This window comes from Bradyrhizobium sp. JR4.1 (genome assembly GCF_040548605.1).
Classification (GTDB): domain Bacteria; phylum Pseudomonadota; class Alphaproteobacteria; order Rhizobiales; family Xanthobacteraceae; genus Bradyrhizobium; species Bradyrhizobium canariense.
In genome coordinates, this window is sequence record NZ_JBEPRY010000006.1 from 183,338 (window position 1) to 197,989 (window position 14,652).

The window sequence follows — 14,652 nt, forward strand, 5'->3', positions numbered from 1 at the left end:
CTCGCGCGCAGCGTGACGGTGCACCCTCGCCCCTTGCGGGAGAGGGTGGCTTTGCGAAACAAAGCCGGGTGAGGGGTCTCTCTCCACGCGTCAAGCTGTCGATGAGTTTTCGCCGATAGAACCCCTCATCCGGCGCTTCGCGCCGCCTTCTCCCGCAAGGCGAGAAGGAAGAAAGTCACCGCCGCTCCTTCTCCTTCGGAACTGGTGCTGGCCTTCGCGGCGCTGCGGGGCGTTGCGCGGCGGGGAGGCGCTGCTGGAATCCGCCCGGGCGTTGCATGCCCGGCTGTCGAGCAGCGGGCGGCTGGCCGGGCTGCATGCCGGTGCGCGGAAGCTGCGGCTGCAGGCCCGGCTGCTGGTGCGTTCCGCCCGGCTGCGGCGGCGCGACTCCGCCGGGCTGCGTCGGAATCTGCCCACCGCGTTGCGGCCGGGTTTGCGGCGTGCCGTCAGGCTGCGTGCCTTGACCGGTGCGCGGTGGGCCTGCCGGACGTCCCGCGCCTTGCTTCTGGCCTTGCTGTTGCTGACCCTGACCCGCGCTCGGCGTACCGGGCTGGACGGCGCCGCCTTGGCCCGGCGCTTGACCCTGTCCTTGGCCCTGCCGCTGGGGCTGGGCGCCTTGGCGGCCTGGCGTGCCGGGCTGCTGCTGGCCTGGACGGTTGTTCTGACCGGGCTGACCGTTCGGCCGCTGCGGCTGTTGCGGCTGTTGTCCTGGCGCCGTATTCGGCCGCAATTGTTGCTGTTGCGGCGGCTGGAACGGCCGCGGAATGCGCGGGCTCGCGGTCGGATTGGCACGGCGGAAGTCGCGCTGCTCGGTGACGATCTGCCGGCCCGTGGTCTGCGCCAGATGCACCTGGCTGACGAAGCCGCGGTCGCGTGCGATCTGCTGTGGTGCGATCGTGATCGGCACCGCGGCAAAGCGCATGACGCCTGCCGCGGCCGCGCCCGGCCGGATCGCAAAACCGCTCGCGCCTTGCGTCAGCGCGCCGAGCCGCGTCCCGCTCGTGCGGTCGTCGACGTCGATGTGTCCGACCCGGCCGTCGGCGTCGGGATAGAGCTTGATGTTGACGTTGTTGGCGTTGTTCGCGGCCGGGCCTTCCGGCACCTCGACGACGCCGGTGGTGCCGCGGATGCCGAGCGTCGCCGTCGGCGTCGTGATCTTCATGTCGCCGGTCTTTGCCACCGCCGCCGCGACGAAGGCGACCGTGCCCTTGCCGATGTCGAAGATTCCTGCGTTCTGTTTGCCGCCGTCCTCATAGACGTAAGTGTCGATGGTGATCTTGGCGCTGGCCGAGAGGTTGAACGTGGTCGCGTCGTTGAAGGTGATGCCGAGCGAGGAGTTCGACGAAGTCTGCACGACGTCGTTGAGATAGATGTCGTCGCGTACCCGCAGCGGATAGGAATTTTTGTCGCGGATCACGGTCGCGATGCCCGTCACCGTCGCGACGTTGCCGATCGGCTCGATGGCGGCGGGCTGCGCCTCGGTCGCGGGAACGGGTGAAGCCGATGGCGTCGGCGAGGGGGCGGGCGACGGCTGCGCTTGTGGCTGCGCCTGCGCAAGCTCGATCGCATCGGATGCGAACGCAACGCTCGCGCCGGCCGGCGGCAACGCCAGCAGCACAAGCGCGAACATGAAGCGGCGCCAGGCCACGATAAATGTCACGAAGAGTCCCGGTGAGAAACGCGAGGCGAGATCGACCGATATCAGCCGGGTACAGCTGAACGGCGGATGAATGTCTATCGCACGGCGGCGGTGAACGTTCAAATCCAACTCTTTCCCCTCATGGTGAGGAGCGCGCCCTTGCGCGCGTCTCGAACCATGCAGGCCCGCTCGCGATCCGGGCCTTTGCCCTTCGAGACGCCTGCTTCGCAGGCTCCTCAGGGTGAGGGGATAAACTGAGACTGTCGCGCATGATCCCGGGTCGATGCTTCGCATCGCCCGGGATGACTATAGAATGGGACGATGGTGGTGCGTCAGCTCACGCGCTTCCAGGTCTGGCCGCCGCAGAACATGCCGCCGAAGGCGCAGCCCTGCACGCGCATTGCATTCGGGCCCTTCATCGCGATCGTCGAGTCGTAGTTGCGGCCGGAGTCGGGATCGTGGATGCGGCCGCTCCACTTCGCGCCGTCGGGCTTCATGTTGATCAGGATACGCTCGTTGGTCTTCGCGGCGTAGCCGCAGAGATTGACGCCACACTGTTCGACGCGGACATTGCCCTTGTTCTCTTCGGTCGCCCAGACGCCGATCGGCGTGTTGGCAACCGCGACAGGCGCGGCGGGCACCGGCGCCGGAGCGGGGGCCGGAGCAACCGCGACGGGCGCGGGAGCCGCAGCGGGCGCGGTCTGCGTCGTGGCGTCGTAGCCAGCGGACGGAGCAGCGGCAACCGTCGTGCTCGGTACCGCGATAGCGGGCGCTGCCGGCGCGGTCGCCTGCACGGGGGCCTGCTGCACGGGCTGCTGCTGCTGCACCGGAGCCGGCGCCGGCTGCGCGGTCGTGGCCGGAGCCGGCGTGGTGTCGACGTCATCATCCTTCGAGCCAAGGCCCTTGAGGTTGATGTTGTTCAGCTTGATCGGCTTGTCGGACAAGCCCGGCGCGACGATGGTCACGCAATTGAGCGAGGCGCAGTTGCGCGGCGTCTCGATGCGGATGTTCTGGCCTTCGATCTGGAACGAGATCGCATTGCCGGCATGCGCGGCGGCGGTGGACGCGAGGAAGAGAGCGGTGGCGGCGATGGTGAGCTTGTTCATGACAACCTCCGAAGAATGTGTGGGTCCCGATGGGACTGAAGTCGCGGGTGGATGAAGCGTGGTTCGACCCTACGCCGGGCCGGTCGGACCTTCTGTGATGGGCGTCACAACGGCTCCCCGGTGCTGGGTGACGCCGCGCACATTCAGCCGCGATTGCATCTGTGTAATGTCGTCGCCACAGAGAGGGAGGCGCCGATGATGCGGCTTGTGACTTCGCTTGGCACATTGATCGCGCTGATGGCGATTGCGCCCGCAGCCGAGGCCGGGTCCTTCGCGTTCTCGATCGGCGGTCATCGATTCCAGGTCGACTCGCCCAGCCATTGCCGATCGGCTTCCTGTGTTTCGGTTTCCTCCCATCGCAGCTTTCGGCCGGACGATGACACGACGCCGGCCCCTGCGCCGGTGCTTCCGCCGCCGCAGCCGCTCTATCCCGCGGCTCCGGTCAGGCCAGCGCAAGCGATTGCGGTAGCGCCTGCGGCGGCGCAGACGGCTCCTGTCCTTGCCTCAACGACGTCGCAGCCAATTGTCCTGCCGCAGGCGCCAAGCTCCAATCCGCCGCGGGTCGAGCTACCGCGGATGGATCCGCCGAAGACCGTCGCGCTCGATCCGCCGCGCATGGAGGCACCTGTCGTCGCGCCAAGGCCGGAGCTCGAGCAACCCGTGACGAGCCCTGAGCGTGGCGACGACGAGCCCGCCTATTTGCCGCTGGGCGAATGGGAGAGCGCAGGCGCCAAGGGCACGGTCCGCATCGAACGCTGTGGACCGGCACTGTGTGGCTTCGCGCTGACTGAAGCGTCGGCCAGGGGCGAGAGCGTGCTCGTCAACATGAAGCCGAAAACGCACGACGTCTGGACCGGCAACATCTACAGCCGCTCCAGCGGCAGTACCTATTACGCGAGGATGACGCTGAAGAGCTCCGGCAAGCTTCACGTCGAAGCCTGCGCACTGGGCCACTTCTGGTGTTCCGGAAACGACTGGACGGGAGCCGAAGAGCGGCCGGAGAAACTGATCACGACGTCGCGGCAGTGGAGCGCGCGGTCGTAAGGGAAGCGTTCGATACCTCCGGCTGAAGCCGCCTAGATCATGCCGAGCACGATGGCACCGACAAAGGCCATGGCGAGGTACGCGGTGATAACGCTCAGTCTCCCGGCGAACGTCATGATGTCGCTCCCGCTGTCGCGCCGCCTTGCGCGAGAGCGTCATGGTTAACAGAAAGTCTCTTTCCGAAAAAGTCAGCCTTGCTGTCACTCGCCACGGGCAGGTGCTCCTGCTGGCGCGAGCCGATATGGTTAAAGAACACTGAAATCAACACGTTGAAGAGTCTTTAAGTAAATTCACCGAACGTGCGTGCATGACGCGCGGAGTTCGTTTGTATCTCGTCGGCTCCATCGTCCTTGTTTCGTTAGCAGGTTGCGGACGCGGCGTCTTCCAGGCCGAACGTGAACCGTGGCGGGCCGAGGCCGAAGCCGCATGCCTGAAATCCGGCGCGGTGAAAGAGGGGCCGGATCTGGTCCGCATCGACCCGATCTCCGGGCCGGGCATGTGCGGCGCAGAGTTTCCGCTCAAGGTCGCCGCCCTCGGCGAAGGCTCGAGCAGCTACGGCTTTGCCGATGAGGAACTGCGTCCGCCCGGGAGCGTGGGCAGCCAGCCGCGCTGGCCGGTGACGCAGCCGCGATCGAATTACCCGCAGAGCCAGAACACTCCGGCATCGTCCTATCCGCAACGCTCGAACTATCCCGAGAGCGCGGTGCGTCAGCCGTCCGGCTATGGCGCTTCCCCTGGTCCAATGCCTCTGAATGCGCCCGGCGTGGCGCAGCAGGAAGACGAGATCGATTTGCCGCCCGAGGGCACCGATGCCGCGGGCGCGTCGCGCTACATGAATGCGCCGAGCTATCCGGCACGGCCGGCGCCCTACTCGCAGGCGCGCGCGCAGCAACCGCTGCCGCGCCTTGGTCCGGCACAGGGCAATCCCGTCACCGCCGTTGGCCCCGTTGCGATCAAGCCGGTTGCGACGCTGGCCTGTCCGATCGTGTCCGAGCTCGATCGTTGGCTCGCCGACACCGTGCAGCCCTCGGCGATGCGGTGGTTCGGCACCCGCGTCGCGGAGATCAAGCAGATCTCCGCTTATTCCTGCCGCGGCATGAACGGCAATTCGCACGCCCATATCTCCGAGCACGCCTTCGGCAACGCGCTCGACATCGCCGCCTTCGTGCTCGCCGACGGCCGCCGCGTCACCGTGAAGGATGGCTGGCGCGGCATGCCGGAAGAGCAGGGGTTCTTGCGCGACGTGCAGTCGGGCGCGTGTGTGCATTTCACCACGGTGCTGGCGCCGGGCTCGAACGTCTATCATTACGATCACATCCACGTCGATCTGATGCGCCGCGCCAGCCGCCGCCTGATCTGCCAGCCCGCTGCCGTCTCCGGCGAAGAGGTCGCCGCGCGGGCGGGCGGGCGCAATCCCTACGCGAATGCGCGTGATCCCTCCGTGACCGGCTCGCTGGGTACGCGCAAGAGCATGGCGCGAAAACACGAAGAGGACGAGTACGCCGACGATTGAGGCTTGCGCGTGATGCGTAGCCCAGGAGGAAAGGGGCCCGATCTCGCTCGGCCGTATCACGCCAGGCCAACTCGCGCGCATGATCGGCGCGACGCGCCTGTCCATCAGCCTGATCCTCAGCCGCCTCCAGGACGACGGCATCGTCTGGACTGGCCGACCAAGACGGCCGTCAACGATCTCGCCGCGTTGAGGAAGCAGGTGACCGACTAGAGCCCGCGCCGTAGAAAAATTTCAGGTCGAGTTCGACGGTGCTGGGACCAGTCCCATGCACAGCTGTACCTCGGCGGGGACATTGTAGGTCCGCATGATGTGGCGGCTGTCGCGCAGGCCGGTTGCCTCACGCTGCACCACGAACATCCAGAGCGCGTGGCCGGCTTCCATCACCAGCTTTCGCCTGGCCGGCTGCATCGCGGCCGGCACTTCCGAGCTTGCGTGAGCGGCGTCGAACTCGCGCAAGCGCGCCAGCGCCCGTTCGAGCGTGCGGCCCATCCGTCCGAGCGCGGAGGCCTGTTCCTGGACAATCTCGTAATGGAGGATATCGACCGGCGGGCGAAGATCACGGGACATGAGCCCCAATATAGGACCGACGGAACGGCCTGCAACGCGTGGCGCTACTTCGCCCGGTACGCCGCCAGGAACATCCGCGTCGCGCTGTCGACGACTTCGCTCATGCGCTCTTCCGACGGCGCGGGCGCGGCCTGGAAGACGAAGGGCAGGAACAGCGAGGCCTTGCACAGTTCCATGAATTGCGACGCCGCCAGATCACAATCGTCGATCGCGAGATCGCCGCAGGCGACATGGGTGTTGAGATAGTCGGAGAGGCGGTTGATGGACTTGTCCAGCACCCGCGCATAATAGCGGCGGCCGAGATCGGGCATGCGCTCGGCGATCGCCATCACGGTGCGGATCGCCGATCCGCCGCCGGGCCGGCACAGCAGACGGTTGTAGGCCCGGCCGAAATCCTTCAGCGTGGTTTCAACATCGCGGGCCGGATCGAAGTTGAACGCGACCTGACCGTGCTGGAGCGCCTCCTGCTCGAGGATGGCTTCGAACAGCGCGCATTTGTCCGCGAAGTAGACGTAAAGCGTGCCCTTCGAGACCTGCGCCGCGCGAGCGATCTCGCCCATGCTGGCACCGTCAAACCCGAGATCCATGAACACCTTGCGGGCCCCGTCCAGGATCTGGCGGCGTTTGGAGCTGTCCTCCTCCTGGATGACGTGCAGATGTTCGCGGTCGGCTACAACCATTGGTTCAGGGTCTCGGAAGGTTTTTGCATCGGTCCAGGATCATGAAACCGAAATAAAGGGTTCGGGCCAGTAGGCTCTGCCCGGGAATATTATCTATATTGACCGAACCGTTCGGTCAATGATATTTGGGATAAGCGAGAGGGACCGGGCCGCACGCGGCTGTCCCTCATCGCGCTTTTTTGTTGGGGGAGGCCTCCATGGCCGTAGTGAGAGACCAGGCTGCGCGCGTCCTTCGCCCGGACGCCGTGGAGACGCCGACGCCCGCGGGTGGTGAGGCTGCCACCGAGACGTCTGTGGCTCTCGCCGAGCAGTTGCGCTCTCATGTGGCCGAGGAAACCAAGCGCCGCCCCAGCGAGGCGCCGGAGCAGCCCGTGACCGACAAGCCGGCCGCAGCCCCAGACGCGCCCGCCGCCGGCGCGCCGAAGTCCGGCAAGCGTAAATTCGTGATGATGGGAGTAGGGTTGGTGCTGGCGCTCGCTGCCGCGAGCTATGCCGGCTATTACACGCTGGTCGGCCGCTTCTACGTCGCGACCGACGATGCCTATGTCCGCGCCAACAACACCATGCTGGGCGCGCGCGTTGCCGGCCACGTCTCCTCGATCCTCGCCGGCGACAACACGACGGTGCGCGCCGGCGACATCGTCTTCCGCATCGACGACGGCGACTACAAGATCGCGGTCGACGCCGCCGCGACCAGGATCGCGACCCAGCAGGCCACCATCGATCGCATCGGCCGCCAGGTCGCGGCGCTCGACAGCCAGGTCGCGCAGGCCAAGGCGCAACTCGTCTCCGCCGAAGCCGGCCTCAAGCGCGCCGACCTCGATTATGAGCGCCAGCAGGCGTTGAGCAACAAGGGGTTTGCCTCGCGCGCCACCTTCGAGAGCTCCGAAGCCGGGCGCGACCAGGGCGCCGCCGCCGTCAAGGCTGCGCAGGCCGCCTACGACGTCGCGCTCAGCAATGTCGACGTCGCCAAGGCGCAGCAGGCCGAAGCGCAGGCGCAACTCGCCGAGCTCAAGACCACGCTGGCCAAGGCCGAGCGCGATCTCGCCTTCACCGCGGTGCGCGCGCCGGTCGACGGCACGTTCTCGAACCGCCTCGTCAGTGCCGGCGATTTCGTCGCGGTTGGCCAGCGGCTCGGCAACGTCGTGCCGCTTGACAACGTCTATATCGACGCCAATTTCAAGGAGACCCAGCTCAAGCGCATCCGCCCCGGCCAACCGGTGACGATCAAGGTCGATGCCTACGGCATGCGCAAATTCTCCGGCGTCGTCGACAGCATCGCGGCGGGCGCGGGCTCGGTGTTCACGCTGCTGCCGCCCGACAACGCCACCGGCAACTTCACCAAGATCGTGCAGCGCGTGCCGGTCCGCATCCGCGTGCCGAAGTCGGTCGCGAAGCAAAACCTGCTCCGCGCCGGCATGTCGGTCACTGCGACCGTCGATACCAACAAGGGCGCGGCCGACGCCGACAGCGAGGTCGATCTCGACGACGCCACCATGATCCATCCGCAGTAGCGCGCCTGCGCCGCGAGGTCAGACGATGGCGAACGCCACGACCGTTTCACCTGCCATGATGGCGGACCCCGCTTCGGAGCGCATCGCGCCGAAGCGGCTGTTCGCCTTCATCATCATGGTGTTCGGGATGTTCATGTCGATCCTGGACATCCAGATCGTCTCGGCGTCCCTGAGTGAAATCCAGGCCGGCCTGTCGGCAAGCTCCAGTGAAGTCTCCTGGGTCCAGACCGCCTATCTGATCGCCGAAGTGATCGCGATTCCGCTGTCGGGATTTCTGTCGCGCGCGTTCGGCACGCGGCTGTTGTTCGCGATCTCGGCGGCCGGCTTTACCGTATCGAGCCTGCTCTGCGGCTTCGCCACCACCATCGAGGAGATGATCGTCTGGCGCGCGCTGCAAGGTTTTCTCGGCGCCGGCATGATCCCGACGGTGTTCGCTTCCGCCTACACCGTTTTCCCGCGCACCAAATTCCACATCGTCGGTCCCATCATCGGGCTCGTCGCAACGCTGGCTCCGACCATCGGGCCGACCGTCGGCGGCTACATCACCGACCTGATGTCCTGGAACTGGCTGTTCTTCATCAACATCGTGCCCGGCATCGGTATCACAATCGGCGTGCTGGCGCTGGTCGATTTCGACGAGCCGCATTTCGAATTGCTCGATCGTTTCGACTGGTGGGGGTTGCTGTTCATGGCCAGCTTCCTGGGCACGCTGGAATACGTGCTGGAGGAAGGCCCGCAATATGAATGGATGCAGGACCCCTCGGTCGCGATCTGCGCCTGGATCTGCGGCATCTCGGCGATCGCCTTCTTCTGGCGCGTCTTCACGGCGGCCGAGCCGATCGTCAATTTGCGCACCTTTTCCAATCGCAATTTCGCGATCGGCTCCGTCCTTCAGTTCTGCATCGGCATCGGCCTCTACGGCCTGACCTACATCTACCCACGTTATCTCGCCGAAGTGCGCGGCTATAGCGCGCTGATGATCGGCGATACCCTGTTCGTCTCGGGCATCACCATGTTCCTGGTTGCGCCGGTGGTCGGCCGCCTCATGGCGAAGTACGATATGCGCTACATGATCGCGTTCGGGCTCGTCGTATTCGCGCTCGGCTCCTACCAGATGACCTGGATCACGCGCGACTACGATTTCTACGAGCTGTTGATTCCGCAGATCCTGCGCGGCGTCGGCATGATGTTCGCTATGGTGCCGACCAACAACATCGCGCTCGGCACGCTCGCGCCCGACCGGGTGAAGAACGCCTCGGGGCTCTTCAACCTGATGCGCAATCTCGGCGGCGCCGTGGGCCTCGCCGTCATCAACACCGTGCTCAACGACCGCACCGACCTGCACATCTCGCGCCTGCAGGAGCGCGTGACCTGGGGCAACGCGACCGCGACCGAAACCCTGACCATGTTCATGCAGAAGTTCCAGGGGCTCGGCGATTCCACGCTGATGGCGATGAAGCAGCTGTCGCAGCTCGTGCATCGCCAGGCCGTGGTGATGGGCTTCGGCGATGCCTTTTTCATCCTGACGGTGTTCTATCTCGGCCTCACCCTGCTCGTCACGCTGTTGAAGAAGCCGGCCTCGCCGTTCGGCGCCAGCGGCGACGCGCACTAATTTGCAACACTCGTGCGTGATCTCGCGCGAGCCCCGTTGCAAATCACCAGTGACACATCTATAAAGCGCAACTCATTCCATCGAACCGGGAGGATTTGCATGATTTCGTCGCATTCGCAGATCGCACGCCCGCGCTCGATGATGTTCTGGCTCGGTATCTGCTCGGCCTCCTAGAGGCCTCTTCCGCCAGCTTCGATTGGGCTTCCAGTCCCGATCGCTCCGCTCCCCAAGTCCAAAGCCAACTTTAAGTGACGCCGTCTCGGCCCTCGCGGCCGGCCTGCGTCCATCAATGGAGCCGGCCCGCGCCAGAAGCGGCCGGATGACGCCATGACCGCTCTGTCAAAAAGGCCCGCGGCGATACGCGTGGTGCTGCCATTCGTGTTCCGGCACTGGCTGAAGCAGCCGGGGCGTACCCTCGTCGTGGCCGGCGGCTTGTTGGGCGCAACCGTCGCCGACCTGTTCATGCCGGTCTTCTCCGGACATCTGGTCGACGCCTTGACGCGCGGCCCATCCGATCCCGCCGCGCGTCACGCGGCGCTGATGGCATTGGGCGGTATCGTGGCGCTCGGCGCTGCCTCCATGGTGCTGCGGCTGACCGGCCTGCAGGCCATCGTGCCGTTCTCGCTGAAGATCATGTCCGAAGTCGCGCAGGAAGCCTTCATGCGCGTGCAACGGTTCTCGACCGACTGGCACGCCAACTCCTTCGCGGGTTCCACGGTGCGCAAGGTCACCCGCGGCATGTGGGCGCTCGACCTGTTGAACGACACCATTCTCATGGCGCTGGCGCCGTCGCTGCTGGTGCTGATCGGGTCGATGATCCTGCTCGGCATGCACTGGGCTTCTCTTGGCGCGGTGATCGCGCTCGGTGCGCTGGCCTATGTCACGATGACGGTGCTGTTCTCGACGCGCTACATCGCGCCAGCCGCGCGCATCTCCAATGCCTGGGATACCAAGGTCGGCGGCACGTTGGCGGACGCGCTGACCTGCAACGCGGTGGTGAAATCCTTCGGCGCGGAAGCGCGCGAGGATGTGCGGCTTGCCCGTGTCGTCAACCGCTGGCGCGTGCGCGTGCGGCGGACCTGGCTGCGCTACAACTACACCAATCTGGCGCAGCTCTCGGTGCTGCTGGCCCTGCGCGCCTCCGTGATCGGCGGCGCCGTGCTGCTGTGGATGTCGGGGCGGGCCTCGCCCGGCGACGTCACCTATGTGCTGACGAGCTACTACGTCATCCATGCCTATTTGCGCGACGTCGGAATGCACATCAATAACCTGCAGCGCTCGGTCAACGACATGGAGGAGCTGGTGGCGATCCACGACGAGCCGATCGGGATTGCGGATGCGCCGGACGCGCGGCCGATCGCGATCGAGCGCGGAGAGCTCCTCTTTGACGACGTCACGTTTCACTATAGCGGTCATCACGCGCCGCTCTATGACGGGTTGTCGGTCACGATCCGTGCCGGCGAGCGCGTCGGTCTCGTCGGCCGCTCCGGCTCCGGCAAGACCACCTTCGTCAAGCTGGTGCAGCGGCTCTACGACGTGACCGGCGGCCGCGTTCTGGTCGATGCGCAAGACATCGCCAAGGCCACCCAGCACTCGCTGCGCAGCCAGATCGCGATCGTGCAGCAGGACCCGATCCTGTTTCACCGCTCGCTCGCCGAGAACATCGCCTATGGCCGGCCCGGTGCCAGCCTGGAGGCGATCGAGCAGGCGGCACGGCTGGCCAACGCGCACGACTTCATCCTGCGCCTGCCCAAGGGTTACGGGACGCTGGTCGGCGAGCGCGGCGTCAAGCTCTCCGGCGGCGAGCGCCAGCGCGTGGCGCTGGCGCGCGCCTTCCTGGCCGATGCGCCGGTGCTGATCCTGGACGAAGCGACCTCGAGCCTCGATTCGGAAGCCGAGGCGCTGATCCAGCAGGCGATGGAGCGGCTGATGCGAGGCCGTACCTCGATCGTGATCGCGCATCGGCTGTCGACGGTGAAGAGCCTCGATCGCATCCTGGTGTTCGACCGCGGCGAGATCGTCGAGCAAGGCACGCATGCCAGGCTCGCGGCTAAGCCCGGCGGCATCTATCGCGGCCTGTTCGAGCGCCAGGTGGTGGAGCTCGGACATATCGCAGCAGCGGAGTGAGTGGCGCGCGGCTGGCGGGACGAAAGTCCCGCCGTCGCGCCGCCAGAGGATGAATGACATGAAAGACCTGACACGCGGCTCCATCGTGGGCCACATCCTGAGCATGGCGCCACCGATCGTGGTCGGCATGATCACGATCATGATCTGCCAGCTCGTCGACCTGTATTTCGTGTCGGAACTGGGCGATGCGGCAATCGCGGGCGTCGCCGCGGCCGGAAATGCCGGCTTTCTCGTCAATGCGCTGATGCAGGTGCTCGGAGTCGGCACCGTGGCGCTGATGGCGCACGCGGTGGGGCGCAAGGATCGCGGCGACGCCAACCTCGTCTTCAACCAGTCGGTCCTCCTGTCGGTGCTGTTCGGGCTCCTGACCTTGGGCGCGGGCTTCGCATTGTCGCGTCCATATATGCGCGCGGTCGCGGCCGATGAGGCCACGGTCGAAGCCGGCGCGATTTATCTGCTCTGGTTCATGCCGGCTTTGGCGCTGCAGTTTGCGTCGCAGGTCATGGCGTCTGCGTTGCGGGCCACGGGAATCGTGCGGCCGAGCATGCTGGTTCAAGCGCTTGCAGTGGCCATCAACATCGCGCTGGCGCCGGTCCTGATCTCGGGTTGGGGCACCGGGCACGCGCTCGGTGTTGCCGGAGCGGGCCTCGCAAGCTCGATTGCCGTCTTCATCGGTGTGCTCATGCTGCTGGTCTATTTCCTGAAACTGGAACGCTATGTCGCCTTTAATCCCGCGCAATGGCGGCCGCAGCTTCGACAGTGGAAGAGGATCCTCAATGTCGGCCTGCCTGCAGGCGGCGAGTTCGCGATGGTCTTCATCATCATGGCCGTGGGCTATTACGTGCTGAGCGTTTTCGGCTCGGCGGCACAGGCCGGATTTGGCATCGGGACGCGTCTCCTCGGCCTGATGCAGATGCCGGCGCTCGCCATCGCTCTTGCCGCAGGGCCGATCGCCGGCCAGAACTTCGGCGCGGGCAATGGCGCGCGCGTGAGGGAGACGTTTGTCAAGGCGGCGCTTGTCGCGACCGCCGTGATGATTGTTTTCTTGATCCCGGCGCAGCTCGTGCCTGGTCTGTTGCTTACCGGCTTCTCGAAGGATCAGGAGACGATGGCGGTTGCGTCGCTTTTTCTGCGCATCGTCTCGCTCAATATGGTGGCGCAGGGGCTGATCTTCACCTGCTCCAGCATGTTTCAGGGGCTCGGCAATACCAAGCCGGTGTTGTTGACCTCGGCAACGCGGGTCCTCACCTATTCCCTGCCGTCGATCTGGCTCTCGACATGGCCGGGCTTCCGGATGGAGCATGTCTGGTACCTGTCGATCGCGACGACCACGCTGCAGGCTGCCTTGAGCTTATGGCTGCTACGGCGTGAATTCAGGAAGCGCCTTGTGGTGCTTCGGCACGAGGAGTCCCCCGAGCAGGCTGCCCCCGAGCCCGTGGCGTCTCCTGTACGCGCACCCGCGTAGCGAGCGCTTGTCCCCGGATCTGGGCGGCGCGCTCTCGCGCGCCAGCCGCTTCGTCGCGCTGATCGCGTTGCTGTTGCCGAGGGCTGGATCTACGTGCTTTCCGTCGGCGTTGCCGGCGGCATAGCGCTCGCCGCGAAGACAATACGGAGTTAGTGCGTGCCCAAACTGTTCCAGACCAGGCCGAGGCCCGACAGGAACAAGAGACCGAGGACGACATCGCCGAAATGCTTGTCGCTCAGCGCGTGATAGACGCGCGCGCCGGCCCATGCGCCGATCAAGGTGCCCGGAAAGGCGACCACCGCGAGCCAGACCACCTTGAACGCGACGAGGCCCGAGGCCGTCTGCAACACCAAAGCGGTGGCGAGCACGGTGAAATTGAAGAGCTGGAAGATGCCGCGCCGCTCGTGCTTGTTCCAGCCGCGGATGTTGGCCCACAGGATCGGCAGCGGCCCCGACAATCCGGCAAGGCCACCAAGAATGCCGCCGGCGAAGCCGATCGTACCGTCGGCGATGCGACCGCCGAAGGTGATGGCGAGCGGCTTCTTGTTGAGGTACAGCGCGGTCGAGAAGATCAGCAGCAGCACGCCGACGCTCAGCTTGAACACTTTTGGATCGGCGGAGGCGACCAGCATGGTGCCCAGCGGCACGCCGATCAGTCCTCCAATCAGGAACGGCCAGACCAGCGAGAGATCAAAACTCTTCCACATCGACGGCAGCGTCGAGCTCTGCGCGATCACCGAGCAGATCAGCACCAGGGGCACCGCGAGCGAGGGCGGCAGCACGTAGAGCCAGATGCCGAGTGCCATCAGCGCGGTGCCGAATCCGGCGAGGCCCGAGACGAAGCCCCCGGCCAGTGCGCCGAGCAGCAGCAGCGCGTAGGTGAGTATTTCCAACAGATTGTCCCTGTCGCCTGGGCGATCCCGAATTGTTGATCCCCATCGCTCGCATAGCACAGCTGCGGCCGTGCAGGTCAATTTCAAAACCGCACGCAAGCGTGATCCCCAGCGGCGGGCGTTCGCGAAAGACAGGTCTAGATGATGCTCGTACTTCCACCTGGGGGCCCGCTCGACGCCATCATGCGGTCCGATCGGCCAGCATCCCGGCTGAGCATATGGAGAAGGACGATGATCCGCACGAAGATTGCCGTCGCGGCCGCGCTGGTGTCGGCGGCGGCCTTGATGCCGACGATGGCGCAGGCGCAGTTTTCCGAGCCCGCGGCCTATCAGGCTGCCCATCCCGACCGCGACGTTCTGAATGGCGGCCAGCTCACACCCGCCGCGCGCGGGGCCCGCGGCGAGTCCGTCGCGCCGAGCGAAGCCTATGCGGCCTATCCGTCCCCCGTCGCACCAGTCGTTCGCTCGCGGCATCGCCGTCAGCATCGATAAGTA

Annotated in this window: 13 protein-coding genes; 8 read left to right on the forward strand and 5 right to left on the reverse strand. The window is 65.8% G+C overall.

The window, feature by feature from the left end; translation table 11 throughout:
- Positions 1-175: 175 nt before the first annotated feature.
- Complete coding sequence (locus ABIB90_RS16045) at positions 176-1,648, reverse strand: FecR domain-containing protein (protein WP_354201163.1); 1,473 nt, start codon at positions 1,646-1,648, stop codon at positions 176-178.
- A 320-nt stretch (positions 1,649-1,968) separates the two neighbouring features.
- Positions 1,969-2,742: a DUF2147 domain-containing protein gene (locus ABIB90_RS16050; protein ID WP_354128962.1), complete on the reverse strand. Its 774-nt coding sequence runs from the start codon at positions 2,740-2,742 to the stop codon at positions 1,969-1,971.
- 195 nt (positions 2,743-2,937) lie between these two features.
- Here ABIB90_RS16050 and ABIB90_RS16055 point away from each other — a divergent pair, with 195 nt between their 5' ends.
- The 3 genes from ABIB90_RS16055 to ABIB90_RS16065 all read left to right on the forward strand — a co-directional run bounded on the left by ABIB90_RS16055 (position 2,938) and on the right by ABIB90_RS16065 (position 5,489).
- Positions 2,938-3,786 carry a DUF2147 domain-containing protein gene (locus ABIB90_RS16055; RefSeq protein ID WP_354201108.1) on the forward strand — a complete coding sequence of 283 codons (849 nt, stop codon included), beginning with the start codon at positions 2,938-2,940 and terminating at the stop codon, positions 3,784-3,786.
- A 307-nt stretch (positions 3,787-4,093) separates the two neighbouring features.
- Positions 4,094-5,299, forward strand: coding sequence for an extensin-like domain-containing protein (locus ABIB90_RS16060; protein WP_354201109.1), 1,206 nt, complete (start codon positions 4,094-4,096; stop codon positions 5,297-5,299).
- A gap of 79 nt (positions 5,300-5,378) precedes the next feature.
- Positions 5,379-5,489, forward strand: coding sequence for a hypothetical protein (locus ABIB90_RS16065; protein ID WP_245285996.1), 111 nt, complete (start codon positions 5,379-5,381; stop codon positions 5,487-5,489).
- A gap of 41 nt (positions 5,490-5,530) precedes the next feature.
- On the opposite strand, the gene ABIB90_RS16070 is transcribed toward ABIB90_RS16065, so the two are convergent.
- Positions 5,531-5,866: a DUF6665 family protein gene (locus tag ABIB90_RS16070; protein ID WP_354201111.1), complete on the reverse strand. Its 336-nt coding sequence runs from the start codon at positions 5,864-5,866 to the stop codon at positions 5,531-5,533.
- A 44-nt stretch (positions 5,867-5,910) separates the two neighbouring features.
- The gene (locus ABIB90_RS16075) at positions 5,911-6,546 is read right to left on the reverse strand and encodes a TetR/AcrR family transcriptional regulator (RefSeq protein ID WP_219683411.1); all 636 of its coding nucleotides are present in this window, start codon (positions 6,544-6,546) and stop codon (positions 5,911-5,913) included.
- A gap of 197 nt (positions 6,547-6,743) precedes the next feature.
- On the opposite strand from ABIB90_RS16075, the gene ABIB90_RS16080 reads away from it, so the two are divergent.
- The 4 genes from ABIB90_RS16080 (at position 6,744) to ABIB90_RS16095 (ending at position 13,264) form a co-directional block, all read left to right on the forward strand.
- The gene (locus tag ABIB90_RS16080) at positions 6,744-8,060 is read left to right on the forward strand and encodes an HlyD family secretion protein (protein WP_219683412.1); all 1,317 of its coding nucleotides are present in this window, start codon (positions 6,744-6,746) and stop codon (positions 8,058-8,060) included.
- Positions 8,061-8,085: 25 nt separating this feature from the next.
- A complete protein-coding gene (locus ABIB90_RS16085) occupies positions 8,086-9,672 on the forward strand; it encodes a DHA2 family efflux MFS transporter permease subunit (protein WP_219683413.1) in 1,587 nt (528 codons plus the stop codon).
- A gap of 327 nt (positions 9,673-9,999) precedes the next feature.
- A complete protein-coding gene (locus ABIB90_RS16090; protein ID WP_354201112.1) occupies positions 10,000-11,799 on the forward strand; it encodes an ABC transporter ATP-binding protein in 1,800 nt (599 codons plus the stop codon).
- Between the two features lie 58 nt (positions 11,800-11,857).
- The gene (locus ABIB90_RS16095) at positions 11,858-13,264 is read left to right on the forward strand and encodes an MATE family efflux transporter (RefSeq protein ID WP_354201113.1); all 1,407 of its coding nucleotides are present in this window, start codon (positions 11,858-11,860) and stop codon (positions 13,262-13,264) included.
- A gap of 149 nt (positions 13,265-13,413) precedes the next feature.
- Here ABIB90_RS16095 and ABIB90_RS16100 read toward each other — a convergent pair whose 3' ends face one another.
- Complete coding sequence (locus ABIB90_RS16100; RefSeq protein WP_219683416.1) at positions 13,414-14,157, reverse strand: sulfite exporter TauE/SafE family protein; 744 nt, start codon at positions 14,155-14,157, stop codon at positions 13,414-13,416.
- Positions 14,158-14,388: 231 nt separating this feature from the next.
- On the opposite strand from ABIB90_RS16100, the gene ABIB90_RS16105 reads away from it, so the two are divergent.
- A complete protein-coding gene (locus ABIB90_RS16105; RefSeq protein WP_007600831.1) occupies positions 14,389-14,649 on the forward strand; it encodes a hypothetical protein in 261 nt (86 codons plus the stop codon).
- Positions 14,650-14,652: the final 3 nt, after the last annotated feature.